This is a genomic window from Streptomyces sp. ALI-76-A (genome assembly GCF_030287445.1).
In the GTDB taxonomy this organism is placed as follows: Bacteria; Actinomycetota; Actinomycetes; order Streptomycetales; family Streptomycetaceae; genus Streptomyces.
This window is the reverse complement of sequence record NZ_JASVWB010000002.1, coordinates 4,304,846-4,324,170: the sequence shown is the minus strand read 5'-3', so window position 1 is coordinate 4,324,170 and position 19,325 is coordinate 4,304,846. Positions and strand designations below refer to the sequence as shown.

Here is a 19,325-nt window from a genome sequence, read left to right as displayed (position 1 = left end):
TGAGCGCGCCGAGGGCTGAGGTGCTGCTCTTCCTCGACATCGACGGAACGCTGCTGCCCTTCGGAGCGACGCGGCCGTATCCGGTGTACGAACCGCGCTTCGCGCTCCCGGCGGCTGCCGCCGCCCACCCGCTGCTGCCCCGTGTCGACCCGGCCCTGGGGGCACGCCTGACGGCTCTGCGCTGTGAGCTGGTGTGGGCCACGACCTGGACGGACGACGCGAACGCGTGCCTCGCGCCCTGGCTCGGGCTGCCCCGGCTGCCCCTGGTGGACTGGCCCGACGAGGACGACGCCGGCCCGGGAGCCGCCGGCCGCCACTGGAAGACCCGCCCCCTCGTCGAACGGGCCGCCGGGCGGCCCTTCGTCTGGGTCGACGACGAGATCACCGACGCCGACCGGGCCTGGGTGGCCGCCCACCACCGCGCCCCGGCCCTGCTCCACCGGGTCGATCACCGGTACGGTCTCACGGGCGCCGATGTCGCTGTGCTGGAGCGGTGGCTCGGGGAACAGGGGCGGGGTCGGCGAGGACGGGGCGGGCCGGAGCAGGGGTTCAGCGGCGGCCCAGCAGTTCCATGACCCGCATGAACCCGTCCGTACCGTGGCCGAGACCGATGACCCGCCGGGCCTGGCCCTCGGCCGCGCGCATCACGCTCGCGTCGATGCCGTGCGCCTCCGACGCCTGCACGATGTGCGCCATCGACGAGACCGCCGAGGTGATCGGGTTGTCCTCGCCGGAGAAGGTACCGTCGTCGGCCTCGTTCGCCCACTGCTCGAACAGCGGCGGCAGGATCGCCGCGATGCCCTGCGCGAAGGGGGCCAGTTCACGCGCGGCGATGCCTTCGGCCCGGGCCATCGCCAGGGCGTGTGCGTACCCCGCCGACGCGGTCCAGAAGATGTCGAGCAGAGCGACGTCGTACGCGGCCGCCCGGCCGATGTCCTCGCCCAGGTGGGTGTGGGTGCCGCCCAGCACGTCCAGCACCGGGCGGTGTTCCTGGTAGAGATCCTCGGGTCCGCTGTGCAGGAACACGGCGGCGGGCGTCCCGATGGTCGTGGTCGGCGTCATGATCGCGCCGTCCAGGTAGCGGATGCCGTGGGCCTCCGCCCAACTCGCCGTGTCCCGGGCGCGGTCCGGGGTGTCGGCGGTGAGGTTGACGACGGTACGGCCCTTGAGGGCGTCGGTGACCGACGGGTCCCGCAGGACGGCGTCGGAGGCGTCGTAGTTCACCACGCAGACGACGGTCAGGTCACTCGCGGCGACGGCGTCGGCCGCCGACGCGGCACCGGCGGCCCCGCGTTCGAGCAACGCGCGGTCGCGGCCCGGCGTGCGGTTCCAGACGGTGGTCCGCAGCCCTCCGTCGAGGAACGCCCCGGCCAGCGCACGGCCCATCGGTCCCAGGCCGAGGACGGTGACGGCGGGCAGGTCGGTGGACGTGGACATGCGTCAACTCCGTAGGAAGGAAGAAGGAAGGGGAGGACGGAAGGGAGCCGGGGCGGGGTGTCTGCCGACGGCCTTCGGCGTCCGTACCTTCAGCCTGCGTCGCGCGCCGGATGCTGCCAAGTACTTACAAAAAAGTACGTACCGGCCCCGGAGCAGTCGGCCACCCGTCACGGCGAGCCCGGACCCGCCGCCCCCGCTCCCCGGACCCGTCGCCCCCGCTCCCCGGACCCGACCGCGTTTCCGCGAACGGGAGGAGGTCGAGGCGGAGGTGGCCGCGCGGGGGTTCGTGGTGGAAGACGTACGCGTACGCGACGCGCCCGACCGTCCGCGCAGGGAGTTCGTGTGCGTCGCGCGACGTCCTCAGGCCGACGTCGGATAGCCGATCTCGGCGATGTCCTTCGCCAGCGCGTCCAGGGAGACGTCGGGGTCCAGGGCCGTCACCACCGGGTCGGTGAGCGGGCGCAGCGCACACACGTGCCGCACGGCCGCGAGGGGCACGGGAACGTCGTAGTAGTCCTCGGCGAACTCCTGGAACGCCTCCGGCGACCGGTCGACGAGCAGCCGGAACAGATACTCGGCCCCATCCGGATCATCACCCGTGCCCGTGCCGCAGGCGTCATCGCCACGGTCGCTCGTGGGGAACTCGACCGCTGTCCCGGACTGCCAGGCCTCGTCACCCGTTGCGCGCCACAGGCAGGCGGTCACCAGGGGCAGCCCGTCCTCGTCCGTGAAGGCGGGCGCCTCGACGTACGCCCGGAAGACCCCGGGAACGTCGTCGAGGACCCCGGGCCACGGGCCGTCATTGACGTACGGACTCATCGGCGACTCGTGGGCGAAGCCGCGGATGTAGGCACCGGCGGCCGAGAAGACGATGGAGAACTCGTCTCCCGACCCGTTCCGCATCGACGCCAGCTGTTCCCCGGGAGCCCAGTGGGCGTCGAAGGTGTGGTACCGGTCGTCCCACTCCGGGCTGAGCACCGCCTCCAGCATCGCCATGGCACGGCAGTGCTCACGCAGCACGGGGATCTCCGGCAGGTGCCGGGCGACACGGTGAAGGGTCATGGGGGCATCCAACACCAGAGCAGGCGTCGTCCGCTGACGCCCGTTGCCCGTGACTCGCGCCGGTACCGCGGGCCTTCTCCCGGCAGTGCGACGGCGCTTCGAGTGCGCGACGGTCGAGTGAGGTCAGGGGACACTGCTCGGTGCCGGGTGGCACCGGGTGGTGCCGAGTGATGCCACATGGCGCCGTATGGCGCCGCGTAGTGCCACGTGACGCCGTCGACGCCGCTCACCGGCCCGTCGTGGAGGCGGGCAGGCGCGAAGCCGCAACCACCTGGACTTCCTCCCGGGGGTTTCCCCGGCTTGCAGCAGGTGTCGCCGCGTTCGTCGGCGTGGGGCGCCACTCAGGCTTGCGTGTGACGCCATCATGGTGCCATCATGGCGTCATGGACCTCACGCCGTACGTCGACACCCTCCGCCGCGAACTCGCGGTGGCCGCCGAGGCCGGCGGTGACGAAGCCCGCGAGCTGGCCGAGAGGCTCACCGCTCCCCTGGAGTCGGCGACCCGGCTGACCCTGCTCAACGTGCTCTCCGCCGCGATGGACGAGATCACCCGCGAACTCGCCCCCGGCTCGGTCGACGTACGGCTGCGCGGCCTCGACCCCGACTTCGTGGTGACCCTGCCGCCCGCCGACGCCGGCGTTCCCGCGGAGCCCGCCGCGCCCGCCGGACCGTCGCGGGCCCCCGCCCCGTCCGAGGGCGACGAGGGCGGCACCGCCCGCGTCAACCTGCGCCTGCCCGCGCACCTCAAGGCCCGCGCCGAGGAGGCCGCGTCCCAGGAGGGCCTGTCCGTCAACGCGTGGCTGGTGCGCGCCGTGTCGGCCGCGGTCGACGGCGGCACCCGGCCGCGCACGACGGAGAAGGCCCACTCCGTCGGACAGAGCTTCACGGGCTGGGTGCGTTAGCGGCCTCCCGCCCGCACCGGACACCACAAGCCCCACGCACACCACAGCCCCACCCACACCAGGTCCAACCAGCGGGACGCCCTGGAGACCCAAGAGGACGGGACAGCCATGCCTACGTTCGACACCCCCGCGCCGATCTCGGCAACGGCCCATGTGGAGGCCGGTTCCATCCAGTTCACCGCGGCCGACCGCCTCGACACCGTCGTCGAGGTACGGCCCCGCGACCCGAAGCGGGACCAGGACGTACGGGCGGCCGACCAGACCGAGGTCAGGTGCGCGAACGGCGTCCTGACCGTCCGGACGCCCAAGCAGCGTTACCTCGTCGGCCGCACCGGCACCGTCGACGTGACGGTCGAACTGCCCACGGGATCACGCGTCGACATGACCGGCGCCTGGACGCAGGTGCTGGGAGAGGGCCGGCTCGGCGAGGTCCGGGTGAAGAACTCGTCCGGCGACGTCCGCCTCGACACGACCGGGCCGCTGCGCCTGACCGCCTCCCACGGCTCGATCACCGTCGACCGGATCGACGGCATGGCCGAGATCACCACCAGCTCCGGCAGCATGCGCGTCGGTGTGGTCGACGGTCCCGCCGTCCTGAAGAACTCGCACGGCACCACGACCGTCGGCGCGGTGACCGGCGACCTGCGGGTGAGCGGCGCCAACGGTGACATCGACATCGTGCGCGCCGAGGGTTCGGTCACCGCCACCACCGCCCACGGCACCCTGCGCGTCGCCGACGTGGCCCGCGGCAGCGTCCAGCTGAAGACCTCCTACGGTGCCATCGAGGTCGGCGTCCGCGAGGGCGCCGCCGCCTGGCTCGACGTCCACTCGGACTCGGGGCAGGTACGCAACACGCTCACCGCCTCGGAGACGCCGGAGAAGGCCGAGGACACCGTCGAGGTCCGCGCCCGGACCCGCTACGGCAACATCGACGTCCGCCGCGCCCGGCCCTGAACACCGGTTCGCCGACGTCGGGCCCGGCCCGCGCCCGGCCCTGAACACCGGTTCGCCGCCCGCCCGCTCCCCGCTCGCTCCAGCCTTCGAAAGGGAGGACCCCATGCCTCTTTCTGTCATGCCCATGTCTAGCTCGGGTGGAAGCCCGCAGGTTCCCGCCGCCGTCTCCGCCGTCGGTCTGCGCAAGTCGTACGGCGACAAGACCGTGCTCGACGGAATCGATCTGCGTATCCCGGCGGGGTCGGTGTTCGCGCTGCTCGGTCCGAACGGCGCCGGCAAGACCACCGTGGTCAAGATCCTGTCCACGCTGATCACCGCCGACGCCGGAGACCTGCACGTCGGCGGTCACGACCTGGCCACCGACGCGCACACGGTGCGGGCCACGATCGGCGTCACCGGGCAGTTCTCCGCCGTCGACGGCCTGATCACCGGTGAGGAGAACATGTTCCTCATGGCGGACCTGCACCACCTCACCCGCGCCCAGGGCCGGCGCACCACCGCCGAACTCCTGGAACGCTTCGACCTGGTCGAAGCCGCGAAGAAACCCGTCTCCACCTACTCCGGCGGCATGAAGCGCCGCCTCGACATCGCCATGACCCTCGTCGGCGACCCCAGAATCATCTTCCTCGACGAACCGACCACCGGCCTCGACCCCCGCAGCCGCCACACCATGTGGCAGATCATCCGCGCACTGGTCTGCGACGGCGTCACCGTCTTCCTCACCACCCAGTACCTGGAGGAGGCCGACGAACTCGCCGACCGCATCGCCGTACTCCACAACGGCAGCATCGCCGCCGAAGGCAGCTCCGACGAACTGAAGCGCCTCATCCCCGGCGGACACGTCCGGCTCCGCTTCACCGACCCGCTCGCCTACCGCTCCGCCGCCTCAACACTGCGCGAGGCCCACCGCGACGACGAGGCACTGGCCCTCCAGATCCCCTCCGGCGGCAGCCAGCGCGAACTGCGCTCCATCCTCGACTGGCTGGACACGGCCGGCGTCGAGGCCGACGAACTGACCGTGCACACCCCCGACCTCGACGACGTGTTCTTCGCCCTCACCAGCCCCGCCGACCACCCCCACCAGCCCGCCAAGGAGACCCTCCGATGAGCGCCCCCCTGACCGCCGCCGGCCCCACCCGGATCTCCCTCGCCGTCCGCGACTCGACCACCATGCTGCGCCGCAACCTGCTGCACGCCCGCCGCTACCCCTCCATGACCCTGAACCTGCTGCTCACACCGATCATGCTGCTGCTGCTCTTCGTCTACGTCTTCGGCGGCGTGATGAGCGCGGGCATCGGCGGCGGCGGCGCCGACCGCTCCGACTACATCGCCTACCTCGTCCCCGGCCTCCTGATGATGACCATCGGCTCCACCGTCATCGGTGCCGCCATCTCCGTCTCCATGGACATGACCGAAGGCCTCATCGCCCGCTTCCGCACCATGGCCGTCTACCGCGGCTCCGTACTCGTCGGACACGTCGTCGGCAGCGTGCTCCAGGTCCTCGCCAGCCTGGTCCTCGTCGGTGCCATCGCCGTGGCCATCGGCTTCAGGTCCACCGACGCCACCGCCCTGGAGTGGCTGGCCGCGCTCGGACTGATCGCGCTGTTCACCCTGGCGCTCACCTGGATCGCGGTCGGGATGGGCATGGCCGGCCCCAACCCCGAAGCCGCCAGCAACATGGCCACGCCGCTGATCCTCCTCCCCCTCATCTCGAGCGCCTTCGTCCCCATCGACGCGATCCCGGGCTGGTTCCAGCCCATCGCCGAGTACCAGCCCTTCACCCCCGCCATCGAAACCCTGCGCGGCCTGCTCCTCGGCACCGAGATCGGCCACAACGGATGGCTCACCGTCGCCTGGTCCCTCGGCCTCACCGCACTCGGCTACCGCTGGTCCACAACCCTGTTCAACCGCGACCCGAAGTAACCGAGACGGTCCCACCCGAGGTAACCGAGACGGTCCCACCCCAAGCAACCCGAGAGGTCCCACGCCAGGGCGGCGTACTCCGGCATCCTGTCGGCGTACGCCGCCCTGTCCCTGTCCGCGTCGGAGTCGCCGCCCACGTCGTCTGTCGGCGCGTGCTCGGCGGAACATGACGTGGCGCACTTTTGCAAGCGCCTGCTTGCAATAGTTAGCGGGACTGGTGCAAGGTGGAGGCATGGCAACGCTCAACGTCGGCAATCTCGGTGAGTACCTGCGCGAACAGCGGCGTAACGCGCAGCTGTCGCTCCGGCAGCTCGCCGATGCCGCCGGGGTGTCCAATCCGTACCTGAGCCAGATCGAGCGCGGGCTGCGCAAGCCGAGCGCGGAGGTGTTGCAGCAGGTCGCCAAGGCGCTGCGGATCTCCGCCGAGACGCTGTACGTGCGGGCCGGGATCCTCGACGCCGAGCGGGACGGGGAGGAGCGCCTCCGGGAAGGCGCGACGCGTGCCGCGCTCCTCGCCGACCCGACGCTGAACGAGCGGCAGAAGCAGGTGCTGCTCCAGATCTACGAGTCCTTCCGCAAGGAGAACGGGTTCGGGATCGACGACACGGGTCACGAGGACGACGCCGACGTGGCCGACGCGGCGGATGAACCCACCGACGCCGCCACTCTCCGCGACGATGCTCTGAGTGACGGGATCCTGGGCACCCAGCAGGGCGGCTCCGCCGTACGAGCCACCCGCACGGCGGACGGACGCACGTCCCCCCGTCGTACCCGCACGACCGGCGGCAGTGACGCCGACCCGCAGCAGACGGCCAGTTGAGCCGGACCAGGGCACCGGCCGCCTGACTGCGAACCACACAACCCTCAGCCGAAAGCGAATCCGGGAGGACCATCACCATGGCCATCACCGACGACCTGCGCAAGACCCTCAGCGACCCGACTCCGCTCTACTTCGCCGCCGGCACCGCCGACCTGGCTCTTCAGCAGGCCAAGAAGGTGCCCGGTCTGGTGGAGCAGCTGCGGGCCGAGGCCCCGGCGCGGATCGAGGCCGTGCGCAACACCGACCCGAAGGCCGTGCAGGAGAAGGCCCAGGCGCGTGCCAAGGAGGCCGGAGCCAAGGCCAAGGAGGCTCAGGAGAGCCTCCAGGTCAAGGTCGGCGAGTTCATCGGCACCCTCGACGGTGACCTGAAGAAGCTCGGCGAGAGCGCTCAGGACTTCGCCCTGCGCAGTGTCGGCGTCGCCGCCGAGTACGCCGTCAAGGCGCGCGAGACCTACGAGAAGGTCGCCGAGCGCGGCGAGCAGACCGTGCGGACCTGGCGCGGCGAGGCCGCCGAGGAGATCGAGGAACTGGCGATCGCCGTCGAGCCGAACGCCGAGCCGAAGCCGGAGCCCGTCGCGGTCGCGACCGAGCCGAAGCCCGCCGAGGCCAAGGCCGAGCCCGCCCCGGCGCCGAAGCCCGCCGCGAAGAAGGCCCCGGCCCGCAAGGCCCCCGTCGCCAAGAAGACCACGCCGCCCGCGAAGTAGGCCCAGCGGCAGGCAAGCAGTAAGCAAGCACCAAGCACAGCGGCGGTACACGTACGGGCCGGGCACTCTTGAGGTGCCCGGCCCGTTCTTCGGGTGACGCAGGTGCGGAAACGGGTACGGTGACCGCGTGACGACGAGCCGAGTCTGGTGGTGGACGTAGTGCTGATGCAGGGATTCGCCGGGTTCATGTGGCTGCTGAGCATGGCCCTGATCCTTTTCAGCGGCTTCGCGCTGATCGACGCCGCCACGCGCCGCGAGGACGCCTACCGCGCGGCCGACAAGAAGACCAAGCCCTTCTGGCTGGTCATCCTCGGGCTCGCCTTCGTGGTGAACCTGATCTTCAACATCCTGTCGTTCCTGCCGATCATCGGCCTCATCGCGACGATCGTGTACATGGTCGACGTACGGCCGGCCCTGCGCGGTCTGCCGGGCGGTGGCCGCAGCCGGCGCGGCGGCTCCAGCAGCGACGGCCCCTACGGGCCGTACAACGGCGGGCGCTGACGCCTCCGCCACGAGGAGCGGGGCCGTGTCGCGTGTCGACACCGGCTCCGCGGGCGGGCGGGCGTGAGCAGTACAGGGCCGGCCGTCAGCGGTCGGCTGTGAGTGACCGGCGGTGCGTGGTCGGTTGTCAGTGGTGGTCAGGTGGTCGGCAGCTGACGCGGGCCGGCCGTCGGCCCATGGCGGGGCCCGGAGCGGTGACTGGGTTCAGCCCGTCCGGTCCAGCAGCAGTACCGCCACGTCGTCCGTCAGCTCGCCGCCGTTGAGGTCGCGCACCTCGTTCACCGTGGCCTGCAGCAGTTCCTCACCGCTCAGTCCCTCGGAGAGCAGGCGGCGGACGATCCCCACCATGCCGTCCTGGCCGAGCCGCTCGCGGCCCTCGCCGACATGGCCCTCGATCAGGCCGTCGGTGTAGAGCATCAGGCTCCACTCGGCTCCGAGCTCCACCTGCATGCGCGGCCAGCGGGCCCCGGGGAGCAGGCCGAGGGCGGGGCCGTTGTTCTCGTACGGGAGGAGCTGGGCCGGCCGGCCCGGGCGGGCCACCAGCGGGGCCGGGTGTCCGGCCAGGCACAGACCCGCGCGGCGGCCGTCCGGCGCGATGTCCACCGTGCACAGCGTGGCGAAGATCTCGTCGTCGGAGCGCTCGTGCTCCAGGACCTGCTGGAGGGTGCCGAGGAGTGCGTCGCCGCACAGGCCCGCCAGGGTCAGCGCGCGCCAGGCGATGCGCAGCTCCACGCCGAGCGCCGCCTCGTCCGGGCCGTGCCCGCAGACGTCGCCGATCATGGCGTGGACCGTGCCGTCCGGGGTGCGGACGGTGTCGTAGAAGTCGCCGCCGAGCAGGGCGCGCGAGCGGCCCGGACGGTAGCGGGCGGCGAAGCGGAGCGAGGAGCCCTCCAGGAGGGGCGTGGGCAGCAGGCCGCGTTCCAGGCGACGGTTCTCCTGGGCCCGCATCCGGCCCTCGGCGAGCCTCCGCTCGGCCGTGTCGGAACGCTTGCGCTCCACCGCGTAACGGATCGCGCGGCTCAGCAGCCGGCCGTCCAGCTCGTCCCGGAAGAGGTAGTCCTGGGCGCCCACCCGCACCGCCTCCGCGCCGCGCTCGGCGTCGCCGGACGCGGTCAGCACGAGGACCGCGTGCCGGGGCGCGAGCTCCAGCACGTGCCGGAGTACGGCGAGCTCGTCGTCGTTCTCGGTCCGGCCGGGGGCGGACAGCGCGAGGTCCAGCAGGATGCAGTGGACGTCGTGGGTGAGCAGCCGCTCCGCCTCGGTGAGGTTGCGGGCCGTGCGCACGCGGATCGGCTTGCCCGCCGAGTCCAGCAGCTCGGGCATGACCGTGGAACCGCCGGGGTCGTCCTCGATCACCAGCAGCGTGAGGTTGGTGCCGGTGGGGGAGAGCGGGCCGGTGGTGGGGGCCGGGTTGCGGGGGGCTGTGCCGGCGGGGCCGGTGGGCTCGGCCGTGGTGCCTGCGGTGCCGGTGGTGTCGACCCAGCCGGTCGCGCCGGTTGTTCCCGTTGTGCCGGTCGTGCCGGTGATGGCGGTCCGGCCGGCCGTGCCGGAGAGTCCGGGCGTACCGGCCGTCCCGGAGGTACCGGCCGTGCCACCCCGGCCGGTGGGGCTGGAGCCGATGGAGCCGATGGAGCCGGTGGAGTCCGCCGAGCCGGTCGAGCCGCTCGGAGGACCGGCCTGGGCGGTCGTGGGTATGGCAGCGGTGCGGCCGGCGGGCCCGGTCACGGTGTTCCCGGCCGGGGCCGCCTCGCGCCGGGCCTCCACCTTCGAGGAGCCGGCGCCTGAGGACGCGGCCTGCGCCTGACCACTCTCCACGGCCGGGATCGCTCTCTGCCGCGGTACGGGTACGGGCATCGTCTTGGGTTCCTTCCCTCCCCCCGAGGGCACGGCAGGGCGAGGGGCCTCGACCTACCGACGGGGACCATAGCGGTAGTCGGCGCCGCAACGGAATGGTGTACGGCACCCCGTATGGCCGGGCGCCACTGTCATATGCCGCGATCCGTACCGCAGTTGGACAGGTCGGCGGCCGGCCCGGGATGACGAAGGTCACGTCCGTGAGGGGTTTGGCGGCCCTCCGGACGTGGGCCAGGTCACGTGCCCAGGCCCACGGATCAGGCGCCCGGCCGCACCACCCCGAGTATCGGCATGGACCCCGCCCCCGCGATCGTCACCGTCCGCCCCGGCCGCGGAGCGTGCACGATCGCGCCGTCGCCCACGTACATCGCGACATGGCTGGCGTCGTCGAAGTAGATGATCAGGTCTCCGGGGCGCATGTCCTCGACGGCGACGCGCGGGAGCTGCCGCCACTGCTGCTGCGAGGTGCGCGGGATGGGGATGCCGGCGCTCGCCCAGGCCTGCGAGGTCAGACCGGAGCAGTCGTAGGTGTCGGGGCCCTCGGCGCCCCAGGCGTACGGCTTGCCCCTCTGGGCCGTGGCGAACTCCACCGCCTTCGCGCCCTGGACGCCGGCCTCGCCCGTGAGCCCGTCGAGGATCCCGGAGTCCAGCCACGCGGTCTGCGCCTTGAGCGCGGCCGCCCGTTCCAGCTCGGCGAGGCGCTCCTTCTCCTCCTTCTCCAGCTGGGACTCGAGCTTCTCGGCCGCCGCGATCTGCTGCGTGATCCGCTTCTTCGCCGTGGCCTTGGCCTTGCGGCCCGCCTCCAGTTCCTTCAACTGGGTGGAGGCGTCCTGGGAGTACTGCTCCAAGTCCTGCTGGGTGCGGGTCATTTCCTTGAGGAGGGCCTTCGTCGCGCGCTCGCCCTGGAGCACCCGGCCCGCGCCGTCGAGGAACTCCCGAGGGCTGTCGCTGAGCATCAGCTGCGCCTCGTCCGGCAGTCCGCCGCCGCGGTACTGGGCGCGGGCCGCGGCTCCCGCGCGGTCCTTCAGCAGGTCCAGCCGCTCCTTGCCCTGGACGATCCTCTTGGCCAGGGCGACGATCTCGGCCGACTGCTTCTCGGCCTTCTCCTCGGCGTCGTTGTACGCGTCCGTGGCGACAGCCGCGTCGTGATAGAGGGCGTCCAGCTTCTCGCGTACGGCCTCGAGTTCCCGGTCGGTCGCGGACGTCGTGGCGGCTTCGGGGGGTGTGCCGGTCGGGGGCCCCGGCGTGGTGCTGGGGGACGGCGTGGGGGTCGGGGCGGCGAACGCCGTGCCCGGCGCCGTCAGCACGGTGACCGCGCAGACGACGGTCACGGCCGCTGTGATCAGACCGCGCTTGCCCGCTCCCATGACCCTGCCCCCACAGTTGATTTACCGTCAGTGACCTACGGACGCCCGGGGGATCGTGCCATGCAGGTGTGCGAAACGACAGAGGTACTCCCGCACGTCAGCGGGGTGAGTGCTTCCCCCTTCTCCACCCCGGTCCACCCCGGCCCGACGATCTCCCCGTCTTTGTGACGAACGACCCCCGGAGATCGTTCCCCGCGGTCCGGGATCAGCGGCTCCGTCGCTCGCGGAGCGACGACAGGGCCGAAGGCGCGCGGCCCGGTCACCCCCGTGGTGCCAACGCCCCCCACGCCACCGTCACTTCGCCCTGCCGCCAGCGCGTCGGCCCGTCCGTCACCGGCCAGTCGGCCGTGAGGTCCCGCACCGTGCGGATCCAGCGCTGACGGGCCCCGTAGGACGCGTAGGGCGCGGCGGCGGCCCAGGCACGGTCGAAGTCGCGCAGGAAGGCGTGCACCGGTTCGCCGGGGACGTTGCGGTGGATGAGTGCCTTCGGCAGGCGCTCGGCGAGGTCCGAGGGGCGCTCCAGGGATCCCAGCCGGGTCGCGAAGGTCACCGTGCGCGGCCCCTCCGGACCGAGCGCCACCCACACGTGCCGACGCCCGATCTCGTCACAGGTTCCCTCGACGAGCAGTCCGCCCCGGGAGCCCCCGCCGGCCGGCGCGAGACGGGAGCACAGCCGCTCCCACACGACGGCGACCTCGCCCTCGTCGTACTGGCGCAGCACGTTGGCGGCCCGGATCAGCCACGGCCGCCCGGGGACGGGGACCTCGAAGCCCCCGTGCCGGAAGGCCAGCCCGTCCCGCTCGTACGGGCGCGCCGCCGCGACCCGCGCCGGTTCGATCTCGACGCCCACCACGCGCGCGCGGGGCGCCTGCCCGCGCAGCCGGGTCAGGAGCTCGACGGCCGTCCAGGGCGCGGCACCGTATCCGAGGTCCACGGCGACGGGGTCGGCGGCGCGACGCAGCTCGGCCCCGTGCGACGCCGCGATCCAGCGGTCCATGCGGCGCAGCCGGTTGGGGTTGGTCGTCCCGCGCGTCACCGTGCCCACGACGGGGTTCCCACCGCCCGGACGAAGCCGGGAGTGGGGGAGGGACACTGCGCGGGCTGTCATACCCACGAGGGTATGCGGGCACCCGGAGGCGAAGGCACGGCTTCTCTCCGGAGGCCGGGCGCCGCTCCTCCCGGGGACCCGGGCGCCACCTCGGGGGCCGGGGCGCCACCTCGGGGGCCGCGGCGCCCCTTCGCCCACCGCTTCTCCGGGAGCACCGGGGACCGCTCCGGCCGCGGGCGCACGCATTCCAGCCTCGAACGGTTGAGCGACTCCTGGTAATGCCTCGGCAAAAACCGCTCCGCCCGGAATGGGAACCCTTTCCTCCGGTGTTGCCGCTCTTGGAGGGCGCTCCACACCCTCGGCCCGGCCCGCACGCCCGCAGCAAGGAGGACCGCCACGTGAGCCAGTACGTCAGCCGGCTCGGGCGTCGCTCTGTGGCGGCACCCCCGCGACTGCGGCTGCACCGACGTCCCCGTCGGGTCGCCATGCTCTCCGTACACACCTCACCGCTCCACCAGCCGGGCACCGGCGACGCCGGCGGCATGAACGTCTACATCGTGGAACTCGCGCAACGCCTCGCCGCGATCGACATCGAGGTGGAGATCTTCACGCGCGCCACCACGGCCGCCCTCCCGCCGTCCGTCGAACTCGCGCCCGGCGTCCTCGTCCGGCACGTCGACGCCGGCCCCTACGAGGGCCTCGCCAAGGAAGAGCTCCCGGCCCAGCTGTGCGCCTTCACGCACGGCGTGATGCAGGCCTGGGCAGGCCACCGCCCGGGCTACTACGACCTGGTCCACTCCCACTACTGGCTCTCCGGCCACGTCGGCTGGCTCGCCGCCCAGCGCTGGGGCGTCCCCCTGGTGCACGCCATGCACACCATGGCCAAGGTCAAGAACGCCAACCTGGCCGACGGCGACACCCCCGAGCCCGCCGCCCGCGTCATCGGCGAGACCCAGATCGTCGGCGCCGCCGACCGGCTCATCGCCAACACGGCCGAGGAGCGCGAGGCACTCGTGGGGCACTACGCAGCCGACCCCGCCAAGGTCGCCGTGGTCCACCCCGGCGTGAACCTCGACCGCTTCCGCCCCGCGGACGGCCGCGCCGCCGCCCGCGCCCGCCTGGGCCTTCCGCAGGACGCCCTGGTCCCGCTCTTCGCGGGCCGCATCCAGCCCCTGAAGGCGCCGGACGTGCTCCTGCGCGCGGTCGCCGTCCTGCTCGACGACCGTCCCGACCTGCGCTCCCGCATCGTCGTCCCGGTTGTCGGCGGCCCCAGCGGCAGCGGCCTCGCCAAGCCGGAGGGCCTGCAGAAGCTGGCGTCCCGGCTGGGCATCGCGGACGTCGTACGGTTCCACCCGCCCGTCGGCCAGGACCAGCTGGCGGACTGGTTCCGCGCCGCGTCCGTACTCGTCATGCCGTCCTACAGCGAGTCGTTCGGCCTGGTCGCCATAGAGGCGCAGGCGGCCGGTACACCGGTGCTCGCCGCCGCGGTCGGCGGACTCCCGGTCGCCGTGCGTGACGGACGGACCGGTGTCCTCGTCCAGGGGCACGATCCGGCCGACTACGCGCGCGTGCTGCGCGATTTCGCCGACGAACCCACCCGCTCGGCCCGGATGGGCGAGGCCGCAGCCCGGCATGCCCGGTCCTTCGGCTGGGACACCGCGGCCGCCGCCACGGCGGACGTCTACACGGCCGCCGCCCAGTCCTACCGGCGTCGCGTACGCTCCCACCATGGCTGACTCCGGAAAGGCAGAGCAGGCACAGCAGGCGGCGGCGCGGGTCGTCGAGGACGTCCTGAAGGACGCCGAGCTGGAATGGGAGAGCCCCGCCCCCGGCAACTACGTGGTGAAACTCCCCGGCACCCGCAAGCTGTCGACGACGGTGTCCCTGCTGCTGGGCCGCCACTCGCTGTCGCTCAACGCCTTCGTCATCCGCCACCCCGACGAGAACGAGTCCGGCGTCCACCGCTGGCTCCTGGAACGCAACCTCAAGCTGTACGGCATCAGTTACGCCGTCGACCCGCTCGGAGACGTCTACGTCACCGCCAGGCTGCCTCTCGTCACCGTCACCCCCGACGAGATCGACCGCCTCCTCGGCCAGGTCCTGGAGGCGGCGGACGGCGCCTTCAACACCCTCCTGGAGCTGGGCTTCGCGTCCGCCATCCGCAAGGAGTACGAGTGGCGGGTGTCCCGGGGCGAGTCGACGCGGAACCTGGACGCGTTCGCGCACCTCATGCGCCGCTCCGCCGACTGACCCCGGGCCGCCCGTTCCGACGACGGCTACGGCTACGACTCCGCCGACAACTCCGCCTACGACTCGGGCTTGTCGAGCTCGTCGGCGAAGGCCCGCAGGGCGTCGGCCAGTTCCTTCTCGGTGGCCAGCTCGTCGACCTTCCGGTCGAGTTCGGCGATACGCCGGTTCAGCTCCTCCAGGTCGCCGGGCACGGACGAGGGCGTGCCGGCCGGGGTCTCGGAGGGGCTCGGCGGGTCCACCGGACCGGTCGGGCTCGGGGAGGGGTGGTCCGGTTCGACGCCGCCGGTGCCGCCGTCGGTGCCGCCTCCCGTACCACCACCGGTGCCGCCGCCCGTACTTCCTCCGCTGCTGCCCCCGTCGCCGGGATCCACGGTCGGCGGCTCGGTGAGGACCGAGTTCGGGCTGGGGGAGGGCGGCGTGGGACCGTCGTCCGAGTTCGCCGCGAGGGCGGCGCCCACACTGAGGGCCACCAGGGCGGCGGCTCCCGCGACGGCGGTCGAGACCCGGCCGAGTCCCAGGGTGCGCGGGTTCTGGGTCCTCTGGGTGTTCTGAGAGCTCTGGGTGTTCTGCGGGTGGTCCATGGGCCGACGCCAGGCGGCCGTGAGGGGAGGACGGACGGCTTCCGCAGTTCTTCCGAACTGACGTCGTATCTGGTCGCTTGGCCGCTTCTCGTCCGCCCCCCTCAACGGGAACTCCTCCGGTACCGCCCCGGTGTCACCCCCACCAGCTTCTTGAAGTGCCGGGTGAGATGGGCCTGGTCATGGAAGCCGGTGAGGGCGGCGACATCGGCGGGACCGCGGTCCGCGAGCAGCAGCCGCCGGGCCCGGTCGACGCGGCGGGCGTTCAGGTACTGGTGCGGGGCGATGCCGTACGCGCCGCTGAACGCCCGTACCAGATGGGCGGGATGGGCCTGGAGCAGCCGCCCGGCCTCGTCCAGGGAGAGCCCCTCGACGACCCGCTCGTCGAGGAGTTCGCGCAGCCGCCCGGCGAGAGCGGGGTCACGGCGCGGGGCGCGCGCGGCGTGCGCCGGCCGCAGGTGCGTGCGCAGCCGCTCGCCGACGAGTGTCAGCCTGCTCTCGGCCTCGAACTCGTCGCCGGGCCGGGTGAGCGCGGTGTGCACCTGCCCTACGCGCAGCCGCAGCACGGGGTCGCGCAGGTCGGGCGCGTCGACGGCGGGCCCGATGAGATCGTCCCCGAGCCGGGAACCGTCGAGGTACAGGACCCGCTTGCGGAAGCCGTCCGGGGTGGCGGGGGAGCCGTTGTGCGGCACGTGCGGCGGCAGCAGGGACACGGTGTCGTGCGGGGTGCCGTGCTCGTGCCGGTCCAGGTCGTACCGGACGGCTCCGGCGTCCACGATGAGCAGCGTCCACGCGTCATGGACGTGCATCGGGTACGCGTACTCGGCGAAGTGGGCGTGGAAGACCTCCACGACGCCCGCGACGCGGGGGCGCCAGGCGGAGACCTCACGCCGGGCGGGCGGGGCTTGTCGGCCCTGTGGGGCGGCCATGCAAAGAACGTACAAGACGGCGTCGTACGGCGGGCGGCAGTCTCGGTGCATGAGCACTGAACCGACGCGGACCGGACCCGCGCCCGCCGAACCCCTGCGCTTCGACACCAAGATCGCCGTCCTGCTGCGGGAGGACCTGGAGCCCTGGCAGCGACTGAACGTGACGGCGTTCCTGGTCAGCGGCCTGGGTACGAGTGTCCCGGAGGTGATCGGCGAGCCGTACGAGGACGCGGACCAGGTGGCGTACCTGCCGATGTTCCGGCAGCCGGTCCTGGTCTTCGAGGGCTCGAAGGAGACGCTGACGGCGGCCCACGCGCGCGTGCTGTCCCGCGCGCTGCCGCGGGCGCTCTTCACGAGCGACCTCTTCACGACGGGCAACGACCGCGACAACCGGGCCGCGGTGCGGGCCGTGCCGACGGCGGAACTGGACCTGGTGGGGCTCGCGGTGTACGGGCCGCGCAACGCGGTGGACAAGGTGATGAAGGGGGCGCGGATGCACCCCTGAGGGGGTGGGGCGCCGCGGGGGCGGGCGTCGCGGGTGGCGCCGCTCTCGCCCGTGTCGGCGTCTCAGCCGCCCTCCGGCCGGGCCGCCCTGCCCCCGGCCGCCCTGACCCCCGGCCGCCCTGACCCCCGGCCGGGCCGCCCTCCGGCAGTACGCCTCAGGCCGCGCTGACCTCCGGCCGGGCCGCCGCGGACGGCTGGGTGACGGGATCCGCCTCCTCGGCCGGCAGCCGCCGCATCAGCGCTCCGTACCCCACCGCGGCGGCCGTCCCCACCAGCGCGCACAGTCCCCACAGCCACTCCGCGCCGTAGCGGTCGATGACGACGCCGGACATCAGGGGGGCCACCAGGGCCGCCACCGACCAGGACAGGGTGTACATCCCCTGGTAGCGCCCGCGACCGTGCGCGGGGGACAGCCGGACGACGAGGCCCGTCTGGGTGGGCGCGTTGATCATCTCGCCCAGCGTCCACACGCAGACGGTGAGGGCGAACAGGCCGATCGACCCGGCGAAGGCGGTCAGCCCGAAGCCGTATCCGGCGAGCAGCGACGAGACGACCAGCAGCCGCTTGGTGTCCCGGTGCTCGATGAACCGGGTGACCGGAATCTGGAGCGCGACGATCAGCACGCCGTTGACGGCGATCGCCATGCCGTAGTCGGCGGGCGTGAACCCGGCCTCGCCCATGGCCACCGGAAGGCCGACCGCCCCCTGCTGGAAGACCAGCGCGACCAGGAAGGACAGCCCGACGACGCTCATGAACCGCCCGTCGCGCAGAACGGTGCCGAGACCGACGGCGGCCTCGGCCGCTTCCTCGCCCTTCGTCACGACGGGCCGGGACTCGGGCAGCCGCAGGAACACCACGACGGCGCAGACGGCGGTCATACCGGCCTCGACCAGGAACCCGGCGCGGTAACTGACCTCGGCGATGAACCCGGCGGCCATGGAGGACACGGCGAATCCCAGGTTGATGGCCCAGTAGTTGAGCGAGAAGGCACGCACCCGGTCCTCGGGCCGCACGATGTCGGCCATCATCGCCTGCACGGCCGGCCGGGAGGCGTTGGAGGCCATCCCGACGAGGAAGGCGACGCCGGCGATGGCGACGGGATGGTGGACGAACGCGAGGAGCGCGACGGACACGGCGGTCGACGCCTGGGCGACGAGCAGGGTGGGCCGTCGCCCGAGCCGGTCGGTCATCACGCCGGCGCCGAGCGAGGAGACGACTCCGCCGAGCCCGTGCAGCGAGACGACCAGTCCGGCGTAGGAGGCGGAGTAGCCGCGGTCGAGCGTGAGATACAGCGCCATGAACGTGGCCACGAACGCGCCGAGCCGGTTGACGAGGGTGCTGGTCCACAGCCACCAGAACTCCCGGGGGAGCCCGGAGACGGTCTCCCGGACGGCACGTCTCAGGGCGGCGACGGACATGACGGATCCCCCACGGATGTAAGCGGCTCAGGCGGTAGGTACAACTTACGAGGGGGGAGTCGGCGGAGGCCACCCGATTTACACATCCAGTCAACCGTCGGTGCCGGCCTCCGGCCGTCGGCGATGCGGCCGTCTGTCTGCCTGTCCCCGTCTGCCTGTTCCCGTCTGTCTGTCCCCGTCTGTCGGCCTGTCCGTCTGTCGGCCTGTCCGTCTGCCGAGCGGACGCACAACGGATCGAACCGTTGGATTAGGCTCATCCACATGGCCGACGCACCGTACAAGCTGATCCTCCTCCGCCACGGCGAGAGCGAATGGAACGCGAAGAACCTGTTCACCGGCTGGGTGGACGTCAACCTCAACGAGAAGGGCGAGAAGGAGGCAGTCCGCGGCGGTGAGCTGCTCAAGGACGCCGGCCTGCTCCCCGACGTGGTCCACACGTCCCTCCAGAAGCGCGCGATCCGCACCGCGCAGCTGGCCCTCGAGTCCGCCGACCGCCTCTGGATCCCGGTCAAGCGCTCCTGGCGCCTGAACGAGCGCCACTACGGCGCCCTCCAGGGCAAGGACAAGGCGCAGACCCTCGCCGAGTTCGGCGAGGAGCAGTTCATGCTGTGGCGCCGCTCCTACGACACCCCGCCGCCCGCCCTCGAGGACGGCGCGGAGTTCTCCCAGTCCGACGACCCGCGCTACGCGACCATCCCCCCGGAGGTCCGCCCCCGCACGGAGTGCCTCAAGGACGTCGTCGTCCGCATGCTCCCGTACTGGTACGACGGCATCGTCCCCGATCTCCTCACGGGCCGCACGGTCCTGGTCGCCGCCCACGGCAACAGCCTCCGCGCCCTGGTCAAGCACCTCGACGGCATCTCCGACGCCGACATCGCGGGCCTGAACATCCCCACCGGCATCCCCCTCTACTACGAACTCGACGCCGCCTTCACCCCGGTCACCCCGGGCGGCAAGTACCTCGACCCCGAGGCAGCCGCGGCAGCAATCGAAGCAGTGAAGAACCAGGGCAAGAAGAAGTAGGGTTTGTGATCATGCCTCCGACCTGCGCATACGCTACGGGTCGGGGGCATT

At 72.4% G+C, this 19,325-nt stretch carries 20 protein-coding genes and 1 pseudogene; 13 read left to right on the top strand and 8 right to left on the bottom strand.

The annotated features are described in order from the left end of the window. The first annotated feature begins 20 nt into the window (after positions 1-20). Positions 21-575: an HAD domain-containing protein gene (locus QQS16_RS20175; protein WP_286063233.1), complete on the top strand. Its 555-nt coding sequence runs from the start codon at positions 21-23 to the stop codon at positions 573-575. Here QQS16_RS20175 and QQS16_RS20170 read toward each other — a convergent pair. Further along, positions 550-1,437 carry an NAD(P)-dependent oxidoreductase gene (locus QQS16_RS20170; RefSeq protein ID WP_286063232.1) on the bottom strand — a complete coding sequence of 296 codons (888 nt, stop codon included), beginning with the start codon at positions 1,435-1,437 and terminating at the stop codon, positions 550-552. The genes QQS16_RS20175 and QQS16_RS20170 overlap by 26 nt on opposite strands. A gap of 235 nt (positions 1,438-1,672) precedes the next feature. On the opposite strand from QQS16_RS20170, the pseudogene QQS16_RS20165 reads away from it, so the two are divergent. Next, positions 1,673-1,816: pseudogene (locus tag QQS16_RS20165) on the top strand (SAM-dependent methyltransferase); the annotation flags it as partial. Here the strand turns inward: QQS16_RS20165 and QQS16_RS20160 are convergent. Then, complete coding sequence (locus tag QQS16_RS20160; protein WP_286063231.1) at positions 1,798-2,499, bottom strand: hypothetical protein; 702 nt, start codon at positions 2,497-2,499, stop codon at positions 1,798-1,800. The pseudogene QQS16_RS20165 and the gene QQS16_RS20160 sit on opposite strands and share 19 nt — an antisense overlap. A 383-nt stretch (positions 2,500-2,882) precedes the next feature. On the opposite strand from QQS16_RS20160, the gene QQS16_RS20155 reads away from it, so the two are divergent. From QQS16_RS20155 to QQS16_RS20125, 7 genes are all read left to right on the top strand, one after another. Continuing rightward, positions 2,883-3,401, top strand: a complete 519-nt coding sequence (locus QQS16_RS20155; protein WP_286063230.1) for a toxin-antitoxin system HicB family antitoxin — start codon at positions 2,883-2,885, stop codon at positions 3,399-3,401. A gap of 108 nt (positions 3,402-3,509) precedes the next feature. Further along, positions 3,510-4,355, top strand: a complete 846-nt coding sequence (locus QQS16_RS20150) for a DUF4097 family beta strand repeat-containing protein (protein WP_286063229.1) — start codon at positions 3,510-3,512, stop codon at positions 4,353-4,355. Between the two features lie 103 nt (positions 4,356-4,458). After that, a complete protein-coding gene (locus QQS16_RS20145) occupies positions 4,459-5,463 on the top strand; it encodes an ATP-binding cassette domain-containing protein (RefSeq protein ID WP_502963813.1) in 1,005 nt (334 codons plus the stop codon). Beyond that, a complete protein-coding gene (locus QQS16_RS20140; RefSeq protein WP_286063227.1) occupies positions 5,460-6,278 on the top strand; it encodes an ABC transporter permease in 819 nt (272 codons plus the stop codon). The genes QQS16_RS20145 and QQS16_RS20140 overlap by 4 nt, the downstream gene beginning before the upstream one ends. 232 nt (positions 6,279-6,510) lie before the next feature. Further along, complete coding sequence (locus QQS16_RS20135) at positions 6,511-7,098, top strand: helix-turn-helix domain-containing protein (RefSeq protein ID WP_286063226.1); 588 nt, start codon at positions 6,511-6,513, stop codon at positions 7,096-7,098. A gap of 77 nt (positions 7,099-7,175) precedes the next feature. After that, entirely contained in the window at positions 7,176-7,802 is a 627-nt protein-coding gene (locus tag QQS16_RS20130) for a hypothetical protein (RefSeq protein ID WP_286063225.1), read from the top strand. Between the two features lie 165 nt (positions 7,803-7,967). Next, positions 7,968-8,303 (top strand): DUF2516 family protein, encoded by a 336-nt coding sequence (locus QQS16_RS20125; RefSeq protein ID WP_286066390.1) that lies wholly within the window; start codon positions 7,968-7,970, stop codon positions 8,301-8,303. A 204-nt stretch (positions 8,304-8,507) separates the two neighbouring features. Here the strand turns inward: QQS16_RS20125 and QQS16_RS20120 are convergent, their stop codons facing one another. The 3 genes from QQS16_RS20120 to QQS16_RS20110 form a co-directional block, all read right to left on the bottom strand. Then, complete coding sequence (locus QQS16_RS20120; protein ID WP_286063224.1) at positions 8,508-10,157, bottom strand: SpoIIE family protein phosphatase; 1,650 nt, start codon at positions 10,155-10,157, stop codon at positions 8,508-8,510. A 257-nt stretch (positions 10,158-10,414) separates the two neighbouring features. Next, on the bottom strand, positions 10,415-11,524 hold the full coding sequence (locus tag QQS16_RS20115; RefSeq protein ID WP_286063223.1) for a C40 family peptidase: 1,110 nt from the start codon (positions 11,522-11,524) through the stop codon (positions 10,415-10,417). Between the two features lie 259 nt (positions 11,525-11,783). Then, positions 11,784-12,569, bottom strand: coding sequence for a class I SAM-dependent methyltransferase (locus QQS16_RS20110; RefSeq protein ID WP_286066389.1), 786 nt, complete (start codon positions 12,567-12,569; stop codon positions 11,784-11,786). A gap of 401 nt (positions 12,570-12,970) precedes the next feature. Here QQS16_RS20110 and mshA point away from each other — a divergent pair, with 401 nt between their 5' ends. Next, a complete protein-coding gene (gene mshA, locus QQS16_RS20105; protein ID WP_286063222.1) occupies positions 12,971-14,308 on the top strand; it encodes a D-inositol-3-phosphate glycosyltransferase in 1,338 nt (445 codons plus the stop codon). Next, on the top strand, positions 14,301-14,822 hold the full coding sequence (locus QQS16_RS20100) for a type III secretion system chaperone family protein (RefSeq protein WP_286063221.1): 522 nt from the start codon (positions 14,301-14,303) through the stop codon (positions 14,820-14,822). The genes mshA and QQS16_RS20100 overlap by 8 nt, the downstream gene beginning before the upstream one ends. A gap of 56 nt (positions 14,823-14,878) precedes the next feature. On the opposite strand, the gene QQS16_RS20095 is transcribed toward QQS16_RS20100, so the two are convergent. Next, complete coding sequence (locus QQS16_RS20095; RefSeq protein ID WP_286063220.1) at positions 14,879-15,403, bottom strand: hypothetical protein; 525 nt, start codon at positions 15,401-15,403, stop codon at positions 14,879-14,881. A gap of 101 nt (positions 15,404-15,504) precedes the next feature. Continuing rightward, the gene (locus QQS16_RS20090; protein WP_286063219.1) at positions 15,505-16,329 is read right to left on the bottom strand and encodes a helix-turn-helix transcriptional regulator; all 825 of its coding nucleotides are present in this window, start codon (positions 16,327-16,329) and stop codon (positions 15,505-15,507) included. Between the two features lie 49 nt (positions 16,330-16,378). Here QQS16_RS20090 and QQS16_RS20085 point away from each other — a divergent pair, with 49 nt between their 5' ends. After that, positions 16,379-16,834 carry a DUF2000 domain-containing protein gene (locus tag QQS16_RS20085; protein ID WP_286063218.1) on the top strand — a complete coding sequence of 152 codons (456 nt, stop codon included), beginning with the start codon at positions 16,379-16,381 and terminating at the stop codon, positions 16,832-16,834. Between the two features lie 154 nt (positions 16,835-16,988). On the opposite strand, the gene QQS16_RS20080 is transcribed toward QQS16_RS20085, so the two are convergent. Then, complete coding sequence (locus QQS16_RS20080) at positions 16,989-18,251, bottom strand: MDR family MFS transporter (protein ID WP_286063217.1); 1,263 nt, start codon at positions 18,249-18,251, stop codon at positions 16,989-16,991. A 261-nt stretch (positions 18,252-18,512) separates the two neighbouring features. Between QQS16_RS20080 and QQS16_RS20075 the strand changes: the two genes are divergently transcribed. Then, on the top strand, positions 18,513-19,274 hold the full coding sequence (locus QQS16_RS20075; protein WP_286063216.1) for a phosphoglyceromutase: 762 nt from the start codon (positions 18,513-18,515) through the stop codon (positions 19,272-19,274). The last annotated feature ends 51 nt before the right edge of the window (positions 19,275-19,325 follow it).